General features: G+C 71.9%; 12 protein-coding genes and 1 pseudogene. 8 read left to right on the plus strand and 5 right to left on the minus strand.

The window, feature by feature from the left end:
* Positions 1 to 36: 36 nt before the first annotated feature.
* Positions 37 to 1014: a GNAT family N-acetyltransferase gene (locus ABZS58_RS22840; RefSeq protein ID WP_354784500.1), complete on the plus strand. Its 978-nt coding sequence runs from the start codon at positions 37 to 39 to the stop codon at positions 1012 to 1014.
* 38 nt (positions 1015 to 1052) lie between these two features.
* Here ABZS58_RS22840 and ABZS58_RS22845 read toward each other — a convergent pair whose 3' ends face one another.
* The 3 genes from ABZS58_RS22845 to mshB are packed head-to-tail and all read right to left on the minus strand — an operon-like array spanning position 1053 to position 3395.
* The gene (locus tag ABZS58_RS22845) at positions 1053 to 1517 is read right to left on the minus strand and encodes a hypothetical protein (protein WP_354784502.1); all 465 of its coding nucleotides are present in this window, start codon (positions 1515 to 1517) and stop codon (positions 1053 to 1055) included.
* Between the two features lie 43 nt (positions 1518 to 1560).
* Positions 1561 to 2487 (minus strand): hypothetical protein, encoded by a 927-nt coding sequence (locus ABZS58_RS22850; RefSeq protein WP_354784504.1) that lies wholly within the window; start codon positions 2485 to 2487, stop codon positions 1561 to 1563.
* Positions 2484 to 3395: an N-acetyl-1-D-myo-inositol-2-amino-2-deoxy-alpha-D-glucopyranoside deacetylase gene (gene mshB / locus ABZS58_RS22855; protein WP_354784506.1), complete on the minus strand. Its 912-nt coding sequence runs from the start codon at positions 3393 to 3395 to the stop codon at positions 2484 to 2486. The genes ABZS58_RS22850 and mshB overlap by 4 nt, the downstream gene beginning before the upstream one ends.
* 93 nt (positions 3396 to 3488) lie before the next feature.
* On the opposite strand from mshB, the gene ABZS58_RS22860 reads away from it, so the two are divergent.
* The gene (locus tag ABZS58_RS22860) at positions 3489 to 5585 is read left to right on the plus strand and encodes a prolyl oligopeptidase family serine peptidase (RefSeq protein ID WP_354784508.1); all 2097 of its coding nucleotides are present in this window, start codon (positions 3489 to 3491) and stop codon (positions 5583 to 5585) included.
* Here the strand turns inward: ABZS58_RS22860 and ABZS58_RS22865 are convergent.
* On the minus strand, positions 5563 to 6405 hold the full coding sequence (locus tag ABZS58_RS22865) for a hypothetical protein (protein WP_354784510.1): 843 nt from the start codon (positions 6403 to 6405) through the stop codon (positions 5563 to 5565). The genes ABZS58_RS22860 and ABZS58_RS22865 overlap by 23 nt on opposite strands.
* A 35-nt stretch (positions 6406 to 6440) precedes the next feature.
* Here ABZS58_RS22865 and ABZS58_RS22870 point away from each other — a divergent pair, with 35 nt between their 5' ends.
* Positions 6441 to 6725: a 4a-hydroxytetrahydrobiopterin dehydratase gene (locus ABZS58_RS22870; RefSeq protein ID WP_354784512.1), complete on the plus strand. Its 285-nt coding sequence runs from the start codon at positions 6441 to 6443 to the stop codon at positions 6723 to 6725.
* Position 6726: 1 nt separating this feature from the next.
* Here ABZS58_RS22870 and ABZS58_RS22875 read toward each other — a convergent pair whose 3' ends face one another.
* Positions 6727 to 7242, minus strand: a complete 516-nt coding sequence (locus tag ABZS58_RS22875; protein WP_354784514.1) for a hypothetical protein — start codon at positions 7240 to 7242, stop codon at positions 6727 to 6729.
* 154 nt (positions 7243 to 7396) lie between these two features.
* On the opposite strand from ABZS58_RS22875, the gene ABZS58_RS22880 reads away from it, so the two are divergent.
* The 5 genes and pseudogenes from ABZS58_RS22880 (at position 7397) to ABZS58_RS22900 (ending at position 14021) form a co-directional block, all read left to right on the plus strand.
* Positions 7397 to 8833 (plus strand): TldD/PmbA family protein, encoded by a 1437-nt coding sequence (locus tag ABZS58_RS22880; protein WP_354784516.1) that lies wholly within the window; start codon positions 7397 to 7399, stop codon positions 8831 to 8833.
* A pseudogene (locus ABZS58_RS22885) lies at positions 8830 to 10197 on the plus strand (metallopeptidase TldD-related protein). The gene ABZS58_RS22880 and the pseudogene ABZS58_RS22885 overlap by 4 nt, the downstream one beginning before the upstream one ends.
* Positions 10198 to 10295: 98 nt before the next feature.
* Entirely contained in the window at positions 10296 to 11120 is an 825-nt protein-coding gene (locus ABZS58_RS22890) for a hypothetical protein (RefSeq protein ID WP_354784518.1), read from the plus strand.
* Positions 11121 to 11130: 10 nt separating this feature from the next.
* On the plus strand, positions 11131 to 12996 hold the full coding sequence (locus ABZS58_RS22895) for a fumarate reductase/succinate dehydrogenase flavoprotein subunit (protein ID WP_354784520.1): 1866 nt from the start codon (positions 11131 to 11133) through the stop codon (positions 12994 to 12996).
* Entirely contained in the window at positions 12996 to 14021 is a 1026-nt protein-coding gene (locus tag ABZS58_RS22900; RefSeq protein ID WP_354784522.1) for a succinate dehydrogenase/fumarate reductase iron-sulfur subunit, read from the plus strand. Before ABZS58_RS22895 ends, ABZS58_RS22900 begins: the two co-directional genes overlap by 1 nt.
* Positions 14022 to 14212: the final 191 nt, after the last annotated feature.

Raw genomic sequence — 14212 nt, forward strand, 5'->3', positions numbered from 1 at the left:
TACGAGCCTAGTATCCCGTCGCCCAGGAGGTGCATCGTGCTCGGACCACAGCACGTGGGAAGTCGGGTCGTCGTGCGCCGCATCGTGGGACGGCGCGGTGATCGGCCCGTGTACTCGGACATTCTGGGCCACCTCGTCGAGGTCACCGAGACACATCTCACAGTGCGTGCACGGGCCGGGGTCATCCGCATTCCAACGGCTGAGATCCACCGGGCCAAGCAGGTCCCGGACCGCCGCCGGCTCACGCCGACCGAGGCTCTGGAGGTCGCGGCCGCCGCCGGGTGGCCCGCCCGCGAGCAGGACCGGCTCGGCGACTGGCTGCTGCGCGCCACCGACGGCTGGACCATGCGGGCCAACTCGGCACTCCCTGTCGGCGACCCCGACCTGCCGCTGCCCGACGCGGTCGACGCGGTCACGCGATGGTATGAGCAGCGCAACCTCCGCCCTACCATCAGCGTACCGCTGCCGCTGTTCCGGCGCATCGACGACGAACTGGAGCGCCGCGGCTGGACCCCGACCCCGCTGACGATGGTCATGACGGCACCGCTCGCGGCCCTTGCCGCGCCGCCGGCGGTCCCGCTCGGCGCCGCGCCGTCGCAGGATCCGGCGATCTCGCTGGACGCCGCGCCCTCGCAGGAGTGGCTGACCTCGGTCGCGGGCCGGAAGGGTCCGCTGCCCGATTGCGCCCGGGCGGTCCTCACCGAAGTGGCGTCGGTACGGTTCGCCTCACTGCGCGACGCCGAAGGGACGCTCCTCGCCACCGGGCGCGGCTGCGTCGCCGACGCCGGCGGGCGCTGGCTGGGTCTGTCCCTGATCGGCACCGACGAGCGCGCCAGGCGGCAGGGCCTGGCCCGCCGGGTGATCGCCGCCCTGGTCGCATGGGCCGCGCAGACCGGCGCCACCGACGCGTACCTGCAGGTCGAGCAGCGCAACACGGGGGCGGTCGCGCTCTACGAGAGGCTCGGCTTCACCACCCACCACGTCTACCTGACCCGGCAGCTCATCACCACCTAGCCGCGGACGACCCGGCCAGCGGCGGACGACCCGGCCGGCTAGCGGCGGACGACCCGGCGGGGCTTGGTGCCGGCCCGGTCGATGTACCGCTTCCACGACTGCGACCGGTGGTCCAGGCCGAGCGTCATCAGCGCGAGCATGCCCAGGACCGCCCCGATCGCGGAGAGCCCGACGAAGTAGAAGAACTGCCGGAAGACGAGCCCGATCCCGTCACCGAACGGCGTGGCACCCGACACGAACGGGCCGACCAGCACCGCGAGCACGCACGCCGCGACGACGGCGATGCCCAGGTCGGCCACGACGCGGAGCATGGGGTGGCGGCGCCCGTACCAGAACGCGACGGGGATCATCACGGCGCCGACGGCGAACAGCGCCCACAGGCCGATGGTGATCTGCTTGTCGTCGTCGTCACCGGCGGCGAACCGCACGACCAGCCTGGCGACCACGTTGACGAGGAACAGCGTCCCCGCCACGACTCCGACAGGCAGCCAACGCTCCTTCATTCCAAGCCTCCGCTGCTGCTCGCTCCCCGCGCGCCGCCGGATGTCACGGACGGTGCGGGAACGTGTCTACCTGTCCCACGCTCTGTGGCGCAAGAGGGGTTGCCTTGGAGTTCGCTGAGCCCGCGACCCGCTGCCGGACCGCGGACACGTAGATCCCCACCGCGAACGCCACCGGTCCCGCGAACAGCGTCAGCAGCCCCACCCAGTTGTCGTTGGTGATGAGCAGGTCACCCTCGGTCGTGCGACCGGCCGCGAGGATCCACACGACGCACCACGCCCCGGCCGGCAGCAGCGCCGCGAACCTCCGCCCGGTCGTCGTGAACGCGAACCACCCCAGCAACGGATTCGTCACCAGCGCCAGCACCAACGCGACGGGAACGCGCCAGTTGCTCTCCCCCGTGCCCGTGAACCCGAGGTCGGACACGCGCAGCGGCGCGAGGAACGCCTCGGTCACCGCGAGCGCCACCGCGAGCAGCACGGCGACCACGAGGCCGCCGACCGTGACCGCGATGTCGAGCGGCCCCCCGGCGACTTCGGGTTTCCGCTGGTCACCGGGCACCGTAAACCCGCTGTCGGGCGCATGAGGGACGGCGTCACCGCTCCCGGCGGAGCCCTCCACAGGCATGACGCCCGCGGCGCCGCCGGCCGGGCCGCTGTCCACGGCACCGCTACCGTCCACCGGACCGCCGCCGATCACAGGGCCACCACCGACGACCGGACCGGCCCCGACCACCGGACCACTGCCACCCGCCGAACCGCCGCCCGCCGAACCGCCGCCGGCCGAGCCGTTGCCGGCCGCCGAGCTGCCGCCGCCCACCGCCGAGCCACCACCCATCGCTGAAATGCCGCCGCCCGCCGCCGACCCGCCGCCCGTCGCCGCTGGGTCGCCGGGCGTGGCGCTCTCCGATTTGGACAGGCCGACTCGCGCAGCGTCGGCGCGCTGCGCGGTCCCCGCCTTCCGCTTCGTCACGACGCCGCGGTCTCCAGCTGAGGGGCGCCCTGCGCGGCGGCCACTGCGACGTCGAGGCCGGCGAAGAGGTCCTCCTCCCAGCCGTGCGGACCCACGCCGGGCCCCTTCACCCCGCGCGCGAGCTGGTAATACTCAACGCCCATGAACTCGGCGCCGAAGTTGCCCGCGATCGCGAACAGCCACGACGACGGCGGCACCTGCGTCGCGTGGGCGCGCAGCGCGGCCGTCTTCTCCTCGGCGAACTCGTGCCCGTCCAGCCGCGCCGCGATCTCGTCGTCGGGCGTGCCGAACGGCAGGTCCTCGGGCTTCTCCACCTCCGCGAACGGGTTGTCCGACGAGTCGCGGAACTCCCGCATCCCCGCCTCCAGGACGCTGCGCGGCACCGCAGTCCAATACACCTTCGCCGGCGCGATCCCCTCGGCGTCGGCGAGCTCGACCGCCCGCATCAGCACCCGGTGCGCCTGGATGTGGTCGGGGTGACCGTAGAAACCGTTGGGGTCATAGGTGACCGCGACCTGCGGCCTGACCTCGCGGATCACGTCGAGCAGCTCGCCCGCCGCCGCGTCGAGGTCGGCGCCCCAGAAGGAGCGCGGGTGCTCATTGGGCGGGGTGCCCATCATCCCTGAGTCGCGATAGCGCCCCGCGCCGCCCAGGAACCGGTGGTCGGTGACACCGAGCCGGCGGCAGGCCTCCTCCAGCTCCGCGACGCGATAGCCCCCGAGCTGGTCGGCGGCGCCTGCGGCGAGCCCGGCGAGCTCGGGCCGGTGGATCTCGCCCTCCTCGCCGAGGGTGCAGGTGACCAGGGTGACGTGCGCGCCGGCGGCCGCATAGTGGGCCATCGTCGCGCCGGTCCCCATCGACTCGTCGTCGGGGTGCGCATGGACGAAAAGGATGCTCCGAGCACTCACAGCGCCAACTGTACGACCCGCCTGTGACACTTCCTCCGCGGCGCGGCCCCCGCAGAGCATGACAATCGGGCCGCTTCGGGTAAACATTCAGCGGTGGACTATCCGGAGTTGGCCGCGCGCACCCGACGCTTCTCCTACGGCGCTCCCCGCGCCGTGACGGTGACCTCCGACGGCGCGCGGGTGGTGTTCCTGCGCTCGTCCGGGCCCGAGGACGGCAGCGACGCGCTGTGGGTGTACGACGTGGCGACGCGGGCCGAACGCCTCCTGGCCGACCCCGCGACCCTGCTCACCGACGACGTCGACCTGCCGGCGGCCGAGCGTGCGCTGCGCGAGCGGCTGCGGCTCTCGGCCGGCGGCATCGGCTCGTACGCGATGGACAGCGCCGGCGTGATGGCGGTCTTCCCGCTCGGTGGCCGCCTGTTCCGCCTGGACCTGCTGACGGGCGACCTCACCGAGCTGCGCACCGCCGGGCCCGCCGTCGACCCGCGGCCGGACCCGCAGGGGCGACGGGTGGCGTACGTGACGGGCGGCGCCCTGCGCGTGATCGAGGCCGACGGCACCGACGCGGTCCTCGCCGGCGAGGAGGGCGTGACCTGGGGGCTGGCGGAGTTCATCGGCGCCGAGGAGTTCCACCGCTTCCGCGGCTACTGGTGGGCGCCGGACGGGCGCAGCATCCTCACCGCGCGCGTCGACGAGTCGCGGGTGCCCCGCTGGCACCTGCACGACCCGTCCCAGCCGGACCAGCCGCCGACGACGGTGGCGTATCCGCACGCCGGCGCCACCAACGCGAAGGTCACCCTGCACGTGCTCGACCTGGACGGCGGCTGGGTGGACGTGCACTGGGACCGGGAGACGTACCCGTACCTGGTCGACGCCTCATGGACCGAGCAGGGCGGCCCGCTGCTCACGGTGCTGCGCCGCCTCCAGCAGCACGGCCTGGTGATCGCGGTCGACCCGCGCACGGGCGAGACGCAGGTGCACGCCGAGCTCGCCGACCCGCGCTGGGTCGAGCCGGTGCCCGGCACCCCGCAGCACCTGCCGGACGGGCGGGTCCTCGTCGGCGGCGAGCTCGCGCACGACGGCTACGACGCACGCTGCCTCTTCGCCGACGGCAGCCTGCTGACGCCGCCCGACCTGTACGTGCGGCGCGTCGCGGGACGGCTCGGCGGCGACCTCGTCGTCGAGGCCGCCGAGGGCGAGCCGAGCGAGCAGCACGTCTTCCGCATCCCCGTATCGCACGCGGGTGCCCAGGCGCAGCGGCTCACGTCGGAGCCGGGCTGGCACGTCGCCCACGCCGCCGCCCGCACGCTGGTGATCGGGTCGCAGACCCTGGAGCACGCCGGATGGCAGTACACCATCCACCACGACGACACCGTGATCGGCACGATCCCCTCGCTGGCCGCGACGCCGCCCTTCGCGCCGAGGCCGGTGCTGGAGCGGGTTACCGACCGGCGGCTGCCCACCGCCGTGCTCTACCCGCGCGGACACGTCGCGGGGCGGAAGCTGCCGGTCCTCGTCGCGATCTACGGTGGCCCCGGCCATCAGGAGGTCGTCGCGGCGCGGGCGCGCTGGCTGGAGAAGCAGTGGTGGGCCGACGCCGGGTTCGCGGTCGTCACGATCGACAACCGGGGCACCCCGGGCGTGTCGCCGACCTTCGAGAAGGCGATCCACCGGCGGTTCTCCGACGTCATCCTCACCGACCAGGCCGACGCCCTGCAGGCGCTCGCGGAGAAGCACCCCGACCTGGACCTGGACCGGGTCGCGATCCGCGGCTGGTCGTTCGGCGGCTGGCTGTCCGCGCTCGCGGTGCTGCGCCGCCCGGACGTCTACCACTGCGCGGTCGTCGGCGCGCCGGTCACCGACTGGGAGCTCTACGACACCGCGTACACGGAGCGTTACCTGGGGCTGCCCGCGGACGCGCCGGAGGTGTACAGCCACAACTCGCTGATCGAGCCGGCCGCGGAGCCGCCGGTGCGCCCCGGGGACGCCCGGCCGATGCTGCTCGTGCACGGGCTCGTCGACGACAACGTGGTCGCCGCGCACACGCTGCGGCTGTCGGCGGCGCTGCTCGCCGCGGGCCGCCCGCACTCGATGATCCCGCTGACCGGCGCGACCCACATGGCCGCCGGCGGGCTCGCCGAGAAGCTGCTGCGCATCGAGCTGGACTTCATCCGGCGATCCGTATCGTGACGTCGCCGCCGAGGCGGCCGTCGGCGGGCTCCCTGGTCACCGCGCCGCTCTGCAGCAGCGCGGTGACCACCTTGACCGCGTCGGCGGCCCGGTAGACCGTCTCGGTGAGCGCGAAGCGCTTCAGCTCGGTGACGGTGCGTCCGCCGCCGCGCAGGAGGTCGAGGAGCTCCCGCCGCAGCGCGCCCGGGTTCGGTTCGAGGGTGATGTCCATCAGGTGCCCCTCGGGGTCGTTGGGGTCGCGGTAGCGCACGCCCGCGTACTCGTCCAGGGCCCACATCTCGTTCTTGAACGCCTCGAGGCTCTTCGCCGACCTGGTGCCGAACCCGATCGTCCGCTCCGTGGCACCGTCGACCAGGGTGACGGCCGCGGTGAGCTCGAAGTCGCGCAGCCGCTCCCGCGGGACGTCGACGGTGATCACCTCGGCGGGCCTGGCGGTCGCGACGACCGCGGGGTCGATCCCGTCGATCATGGACAGCAGGGGGCCGGACCGGGCGCCGAGCGCCTTCAGCATGACGGCCACGTCGCCGTCCATGACGTGCAGCGACAGCTCCGGTGGCGTCCGCAGCTCCCGGTGTACCGCGGTGAGCCTGCCCTTCAGGCCTTCGGCGCCGGGCGTGACGTACAGCAGCGTCAGCCGCCGCCTGGTCAGCCTGTCCCCGAACTCGGCGCACGCCCGCAGCGCCGCCTCCGCGACGTCACCGTCGAGGCCCGTCGCCGACGCCTGCAGGAACGTCGCCCCGTGCGGCGAGTGCACGGCGCCCGGCACCCACAGGTCGAGGTAGCGCACGAGGAGTTCACGGGTGACACCGGCGATGGGCATGCTCCCTTTGTACTGGAGGCGGTAGCGTTTCCGGCATGACCGTGCTTCTCGGCAGTGACGAGGTGGCCACCGCGCTCGACCGTCTGCACGGATGGTCGGGCGACGTCTCCGGCATCGAGCGCTCGGTGACCGCCGGGACGTTCCTCGACGGCATCCGGCTGGTGGCCGAGGTGGCACACGTGGCGGAGCAGGCGGACCACCACCCCGACATCGACATCCGGTGGCGGACGGTGACGTTCCGTCTCAGCACCCACAGCGAGGGCGGCGTGACCGCCAAGGACGTCGCCCTCGCCGGGCAGATCAACGAGCTGGTCGGCTGAGTCAGTTGGACGCGACGCCGAGGCCGGACGAGCCCTCGGCGTTGCCGCCGGTGTGCCCCTCGGTGATCGAGGTGAAGACGGTGTCGATCTGCTCGCGCAGGGCGTCGAGCGTGGAGAACTCGGCCTGGTGCGAGGACTCGCTGCCCTCGGCGGCGAAGACGTGGTCGGATTCCGCGGCGCTGTGGTCGTACGAGGTGAAGTCCGACTCCTCGTAGTGCGCGCCGCTCGGGTCGGTGTACTCGACGTGGTGGCCCTGGTCGAAGCTCGTCTGCTCGGCCGAGGCGTGATCCTGCTCGTACACGGCGAACTGGTTGTCGTAGCCGGCCTCGCCGCCGGACGTCTGGTGCAGCTGCTCGACCTCGCCGTGCTCCTGGCCGGTCGCGTACTGGCCGTAGTCCGTGCCGCCGGCGCCGTAGGTGTCGGGCTGGTCGCTGCCGGTGTAGCCGGGGTCGAGCGTCTCGGGCTGGTCGTCGCCGGTGTAGCCGGGGTCGAGGTCGCCGCTGTCGTAGTCGCTCATGCTCGTCCGCCCTCAGGGGAGTCGTTGGTGTGGTGCCGACGAGAACGTTAGGCATCCGGGTGATCACCCGAATCCCCCGAACGTGCCACGGTGGATTTGCGGGGGTGTCCCGCTGGGCGGAGCAAATGTCGTACCCGGTCGGTAGGGTCCAGGCATGACCCACTTCGACGTGGCGGGCGCGGCGGTCGAGGCCGCCCTCGCAGCCGGGGCCCGATATGCCGACGCGCGCGTGATGCACCGCCGGTCCGAGTCCATGACCGCGCGCAACGGCGCGATCGAGGACCTGAGCCAGGCCGAGGACGCCGGCGTCGGCGTGCGGGCGCTGGTCGGGTCGAGCTGGGGCTTCTTCGCGCTGCCCGACCTGGGGCGCGACGCGGCCCGGCGGGCGGGTGAGCGGGCCACGGCGATCGCGCGGGCGTCCGCGTCGGTGCCGGGGCCGCCGGTCGACCTGGTCGAGATCGAGGCGCGCACCGACTCGTGGGCGAGCGCGTGCGAGGTCGACCCGCTGGGCGTTGCCCTGTCGACGAAGGGCGACCTGCTCACGGCCGCGACGGCCGAGGCGCACAAGGGCGGCGCCGACATCGCCGAGGGGCTCTATCAGATCTGGGACACGCGCAAGTGGTTCGTGTCGTCGCAGGGGCACCGCATCGACCAGCACATCCGCGAGTCGGGCGCCGGGATCTCCGCCACCGTGATCGGCGACGGCGAGACCCAGCGCCGGTCCTATCCGTCCTATCGCGGGCAGTATGGGACGAGAGGCTGGGAGCTGGTCGACGAGCTGGACCTGACCGCGCACGCCGCGCGGATCGCCGACGAGGCGCGGGCGCTGCTGTCGGCGCCGCTGTGCCCGGCGGGCGAGACGACGCTGATCCTGGGCAGCGAGCAGATGGCGCTGCAGATCCACGAGTCGGTGGGGCACGCGATCGAGCTGGACCGCATCCTCGGCTGGGAGGCCGCGTTCGCGGGCACCAGCTGGCTCGACCTGGCGCAGCTCGGCCGGCTGCGCTACGGCTCCGAGCTGATGAACATCACGATCGACCCGACGATCCCCGGCGCGCTCGGCTCGTTCGGCTATGACGACGAGGGCACCCCGGCGCAGGCGCGGCACGCGGTCCGCGACGGGATCTGGGTCGGCACCCTGGCGGGGCGCGAGTCGGCGGCCGTGGCGGGCCTGGACTATGCCGGCAGCGTGCGGGCCGACGGCTGGGCGCGGCTGCCGATGGTGCGCATGACGAATGTCGGGCTGGCCCCGGGGCCGCACACCCTGGAGGAGATGATCGCCGAGACCGCCGACGGCGTGCTGATGGACCTCAACCGGTCCTGGTCGATCGACGACAAGCGGCTCAACTTCCAGTTCGGCTGCGAGATCGGCTGGGAGATCAAGGACGGCAGGCTCGGGCGGATGCTGCGCAACCCGACCTACACGGGCATCGGCCCGAAGTTCTGGGGGTCGATGGACATGCTGTCCTCGGAGGTCGTGTCGTGGGGCACGCCCAACTGTGGCAAGGGCCAGCCGGGCCAGATCGGGCACACGGGCCATCCGGCCGCCGCGGCCCGCTTCCAGAACGTGCGGGTGGGGGTCAGGGGATGAACGAGACCGATCTCGCCGAGCGGATCCTGAAGCTCGCCGGCGACGGTGTGGAGGCCGAGGTGGTGGTGGAGCGGTCGGCGCTGTCGCTGACCCGCTTCGCCAACTCCTACATCCACCAGAATGTCGCCGACGAGACCATGGCGGTGCGGCTCAGGCTGCACGGCGGCGGGCGGACCACGACGGCCACGACCACGGTCGTCGGCGGCGTCGAGGACTTCGTGCGGCGCACCGTGGCGGGCCTGGCCCTCGCCCCCGCCGATCCGGCCTGGCCGGGCCTCGCGCCGCCCGCGGCACCGCGGTTCGGCGGCAATTTCGACGAGGCGACCGCCGCGGCCGCGCCGGACGACCGGGCCGCCCGGGTGCGGGCGTTCGTCGACCGGGCCGCCGGGCTGGAGGTGGCGGGCTACTGCCGCACCTCGGCGACCAGGGTCGTCTATGCGAACTCCGCGGGTCAGCACGTCACGGGCGGCAGGACGGGCGCGGCAATGGACGGCATCGCGCGCACCGGCACGTCCGACGGGCTCGCCCGGCTGGCGTCGGTGCGCATCGCCGACCTCGACGGGGCGGTGCTGGGCGCGCGGGCCGCGGCGAAGGCCAGGGCCGGCGCCGACCCGGTGGAGCTGCCGCCGGGACGCTATGAGGTGGTGCTGGAGCCGACCGCGGTCGCCGACGTGCTGTCGATGCTCGCGATGTATGGGTTCAACGCGAAGATGGTGCAGGACCGGCAGTCGTTCCTGGAGCTCGGCGCGGCGCAGTTCGACCCGGCGGTCACGCTGGTCGAGGACTCGGCGGCGGCCGACTCGACGGTGCTGCCGTTCGACGTGGAGGGCACCCCGCGGCAGCGGGTCGTGCTGGTCGACGCGGGCGTGTCACGCGCGGTCGTGCACGACCGGCGGACCGCGGCGAAGGCCGGCGACGGGGCGGTCTCGACCGGGCACGCGATCCCGGGCGGGGCGAGCTTCGGCGCGATCCCGGCCAGCCTGCGGCTGCTCGCGCACGACGGGCCGGCACCGGTCGAGGTCGACGGCCCGGCCGCGGACTCCGGGGTGGCCGCGCTGGTCGCCGGGGTGGAGCGGGGCCTGCTGGTGACCGACAACCACTACACCCGCGTCCTGGACCCGCGCACGCTGGTCGTCACCGGCCTGACCCGCAACGGGGTCTGGCTGATCGAGGACGGTGTAGTGACCACGCCGGTGCGCAATTTCCGGTTCACGCAGTCCTATCCGCAGGCCCTGGCACCAGGCGCGGTGCTGGGTGTCGGGCCGCGCGCGGTCGAGCTGCCGGGCCCCTAGTCGGAGTCCGGATCGTTCGCCCCCGCACTGCGGCTCGCCTCGTGGAATTACACCGGTGGCGCGTCCGGGTGAGGGCGATCACGAGGCCGGATGCGTCCGAGCGTAACGTGTGACCGACCACCAGATCGGTACATCGGCCCGTCCCTCGGCGCCAACAGGGAGCAATCACCATGACGACCACGCCGGCCAGGCCTCGGTCAGCCTCGGGCGCGGGGCCCCGCGCAGCGATCAGCGAGAAAACGTTGCGGACGGACAGGTGGTGGCTACAGCCGCTGCTGGTGTTCCTCGGTCTCGGGGCCTTCGTGGTCTACGGCCTGGTCCGCGCCATCATGAACGACCACTACTGGGCTGGCGCCGAGCACTACCTGGCGCCGTTCTACTCCCCCTGCCTGACCCAGAGCTGTGTGGAAGGCTCGAGCCACTTCCTCGGCCAGCCGGTCCCGCAGCTGCCGTCCTGGATGTCACCGGCGATGATCATCCTGGTGCTGCCCGGCGGCTTCCGTCTGACCTGCTACTACTACCGCAAGGCGTATTACCGCTCGTTCTGGCTGTCGCCGCCGGCGTGCGCGGTCCCGGACGGTCACAAGACCTACTCCGGTGAGACCCGCTTCCCGCTGATCTTCCAGAACATCCACCGGTACTTCTTCTACGCCGCGATCCTGGTCGGCTCGGTCCTCACGTATGACGCGGTCCTCGCCTGGCACGGCAAGGACGGCGGCATCGGCATGGGCGTGGGCACGCTGATCCTCGCCGCCAACGCGGTGCTGATCTGGGCGTATACGCTGGGCTGCCACTCCTGCCGCAACATCATCGGCGGGCGGCTCAAGCACTTCTCGAAGCACCCGGTGCGGTATCGCGCGTGGGGTCTGGTGTCGAAGCTCAACGCCAAGCACCAGCAGTACGCGTGGGCATCACTCTTCTCGGTGATCATCGCCGACGCCTACGTCATGGCGGTCTCGGCCGGGTGGATCACCGACTTCCGGTTCTTCAACTAGGGACATTCCGATGACGAACATCGAGCGACACACCTACGACGTCGTGGTCATCGGCGCCGGCGGCGCCGGGCTGCGCGCCGCGATCGAGGCTCGGCTCGCCGGCAAGAAGACCGCCATCATCTCCAAGTCGCTGTTCGGCAAGGCGCACACCGTCATGGCCGAGGGCGGCGCCGCCGCGGCGATGGGCAACGTCAACTCGCGGGACAACTGGCAGGTCCACTTCCGCGACACGATGCGCGGCGGGAAGTTCCTCAACAACTTCCGGATGGCGGAGCTGCACGCCAAGGAGGCCCCGGACCGCATCTGGGAGCTGGAGACCTATGGCGCGCTGTTCGACCGCACCAAGGACGGCAAGATCAGCCAGCGCAACTTCGGCGGCCACGAGTACCCCAGGCTCGCGCACGTCGGCGACCGCACCGGCCTGGAGCTGATCCGCACGCTGCAGCAGAAGATCGTGTCGCTGCAGCAGGAGGACTTCGCCACGCACGGCGACTACGAGGCGCGCATCCGGGTCTTCCAGGAGTGCACGATCACGGAGCTGTTCGTCGAGGACGGCGCGGTGTCCGGGGCGTTCGGCTACTACCGCGAGTCCGGCGACTTCGTGCTGTTCGAGAGCGCCGCGATCGTGCTCGCGACCGGCGGCGTCGGCAAGTCCTACAAGGTGACCTCCAACTCCTGGGAGTACACCGGCGACGGGCACGCCCTCGCGCTGCGCACCGGCGCGACGCTGATCAACATGGAGTTCCTGCAGTTCCACCCGACGGGCATGGTCTGGCCGCCGTCGGTCAAGGGCATCCTGGTGACCGAGTCGGTCCGCGGCGACGGTGGCGTGCTGCGCAACACCGAGGGCAAGCGGTTCATGTTCGACTACGTCCCCGACGTGTTCCGCAAGCAGTACGCGGACACCGAGGAGGAGGCGGACCGCTGGTACTCCGACCCGGACAACAACCGGCGCCCCCCGGAGCTGCTCCCCCGCGACGAGGTCGCCCGCGCGATCAACAGCGAGGTCAAGGCGGGCCGCGGCACGAAGGCGGGCGGCGTCCTGCTCGACATCGCCAGCCGGCTGCCCGCCGAGCAGATCCGCAAGCGGCTGCCGTCGATGTATCACCAGTTCAAGGAGCTGGCGGACGTCGACATCACCGCCGCTCCGATGGAGGTCGGCCCGACCTGTCACTACGTGATGGGTGGCATCGAGGTCGACGCCGACACGACCGCCGCCGCGGTCGCCGGGCTGTTCGCGGCCGGTGAGGTCTCCGGCGGCATGCACGGCTCCAACCGGCTCGGCGGCAACTCGCTGTCGGACCTGCTGGTCTTCGGCAAGCGGGCCGGCGAGCACGCGGCCGCGCACGCCGAGAAGACCGGCCGGCGCAAGCCGTCCGCCGCCGCCGTCGACGCGGCCGTCGAGACCGCCCTCGCACCTCTCGCCAGGGCCGACGCCGGGGAGAACCCGTACACCCTGCACCACGACCTGCAGGAGATCATGGGCGTCCTCGTCGGCATCATCCGGCGCGACGGCGAGCTGCGCGAGTCGATCACCCGGCTGGCGGAGCTCAAGGAGCGGGTCAAGAAGGTCGGTGTGGGCGGTGGCCGCAGGTACAACCCGGGCTGGCACCTGGCGCTGGACCTGCGCAACATGCTGATCGTGTCGGAGTGCACCGCGAAGGCCGCGCTGGAGCGCACCGAGTCACGCGGCGGGCACACCCGCGAGGACCACCCGAAGATGGACCCGAAGTGGCGCAAGGTGAACCTGGTCTGTTCCCTTGACGGCGAGGACGTCCGGCTGGAGCACCAGCCGCTGCCGGTCATGCGTCCTGAGCTGCAGGGCCTGTTCGAGCAGACCGAGCTCGCCAAGTACATGACCGACGAGGAGCTGTGATGGGCACCAAACGCCACTTCCGCGTCTGGCGCGGCGACGACACCGGCGGCGCGCTGGAGGACTTCCAGGTGGAGGTCAACGAGGGCGAGGTCGTGCTCGACGTCATCCACCGGCTCCAGGCCACGCAGACCCCCGACCTGGCCGTGCGGTGGAACTGCAAGGCCGGCAAGTGCGGCTCCTGCTCGATGGAGATCAACGGCAAGCCGCGCCTGGGCTGCATGACCCGCATGTCGACGTTCGAGGAGGCCGAGACGGTCACGGTGACGCCGCTGCGGACGTTCCCCGTGGTCCGCGACCTCGTCACCAACGTCAACTTCAACTACCAGAAGGCCCGCGAGCTGCCCGCGTTCGCGCCTCCCGCCGGTGTCGCCCCCGGCGAGTACCGGATGCAGCAGGTCGACGTGGAGCGCTCGCAGGAGTTCCGCAAGTGCATCGAGTGCTTCCTGTGCCAGAACGTGTGCCACGTCATCCGTGACCACGAGGAGAACAAGCCCGCGTTCTCCGGGCCGCGGTTCTTCATCCGGGCCGCCGAGCTGGACATGCACCCGCTGGACGCCCGCGACGACCGCAAGGAGCTCGCGCAGGCCGAGCAGGGTCTGGGCTACTGCAACATCACCAAGTGCTGCACCGAGGTCTGCCCCGAGCACATCAAAATCACTGACAATGCGATCATCCCGATGAAGGAACGTGTTGTCGATCGGAGGTACGACCCGGTGACCTGGCTCGGACGCAAGATCTTCCGTCGTGACCAGCTGGACGAGTCCGCGCCGGCGCACGCCGTGACCAGCGCGAAGACCACCTCCGGCGAGCTGGCCGTGGCGGACACGGGCAGCAACTGGCACCAGGAGGGCCCGGTGCCGCAGGAGGCGCCGGTCGGCGCGGACGGCAAGCTCGTGGTGGCGGAGCTCACCCTGGACCGGGCGGCGGCGGGCTCACCGTTCGGCGACGACCAGGAGTTCCCACTGCCGCCGGAGCAGCTGCGCTACCAGCACCCGTCGTCCCCGTCGGGGGACGCCCACCACTAGATCGTGCTGTCGTGAAAGGCGCCCCGGCACACGGCTGGGGCGCCTTTTCGCGTGGCCGCCCGCAGTCCTTGATGATCCGGAAGAGTTTGTGCTGCTCTGGCGCAATGCCGGTGAGTTAAGGATTTGCGTCGAGGGTTGTCGATGCCGCGTGGCGGCTTGCGCAGCAACGAAGCTCCCGTTACACATGCTGT

This window comes from Dactylosporangium sp. NPDC005555 (assembly GCF_040605635.1).
GTDB lineage: Bacteria > Actinomycetota > Actinomycetes > Mycobacteriales > Micromonosporaceae > Dactylosporangium.

Bases quoted from the DNA above. Each gene is read 5' to 3' on its own strand.
- ABZS58_RS22845 (WP_354784502.1), bottom strand. From the start codon at position 1,517: ATGAAGGAGCGTTGGCTGCCTGTCGGAGTCGTGGCGGGGACGCTGTTC.
- ABZS58_RS22865 (WP_354784510.1), bottom strand. From the start codon at position 6,405: ATGCCCATCGCCGGTGTCACCCGTGAACTCCTCGTGCGCTACCTCGAC.
- ABZS58_RS22870 (WP_354784512.1), top strand. From the start codon at position 6,441: ATGACCGTGCTTCTCGGCAGTGACGAGGTGGCCACCGCGCTCGACCGT.
- ABZS58_RS22875 (WP_354784514.1), bottom strand. From the start codon at position 7,242: ATGAGCGACTACGACAGCGGCGACCTCGACCCCGGCTACACCGGCGAC.
- ABZS58_RS22880 (WP_354784516.1), top strand. From the start codon at position 7,397: ATGACCCACTTCGACGTGGCGGGCGCGGCGGTCGAGGCCGCCCTCGCA.
- ABZS58_RS22890 (WP_354784518.1), top strand. From the start codon at position 10,296: ATGACGACCACGCCGGCCAGGCCTCGGTCAGCCTCGGGCGCGGGGCCC.
- ABZS58_RS22895 (WP_354784520.1), top strand. From the start codon at position 11,131: ATGACGAACATCGAGCGACACACCTACGACGTCGTGGTCATCGGCGCC.
- ABZS58_RS22900 (WP_354784522.1), top strand. From the start codon at position 12,996: ATGGGCACCAAACGCCACTTCCGCGTCTGGCGCGGCGACGACACCGGC.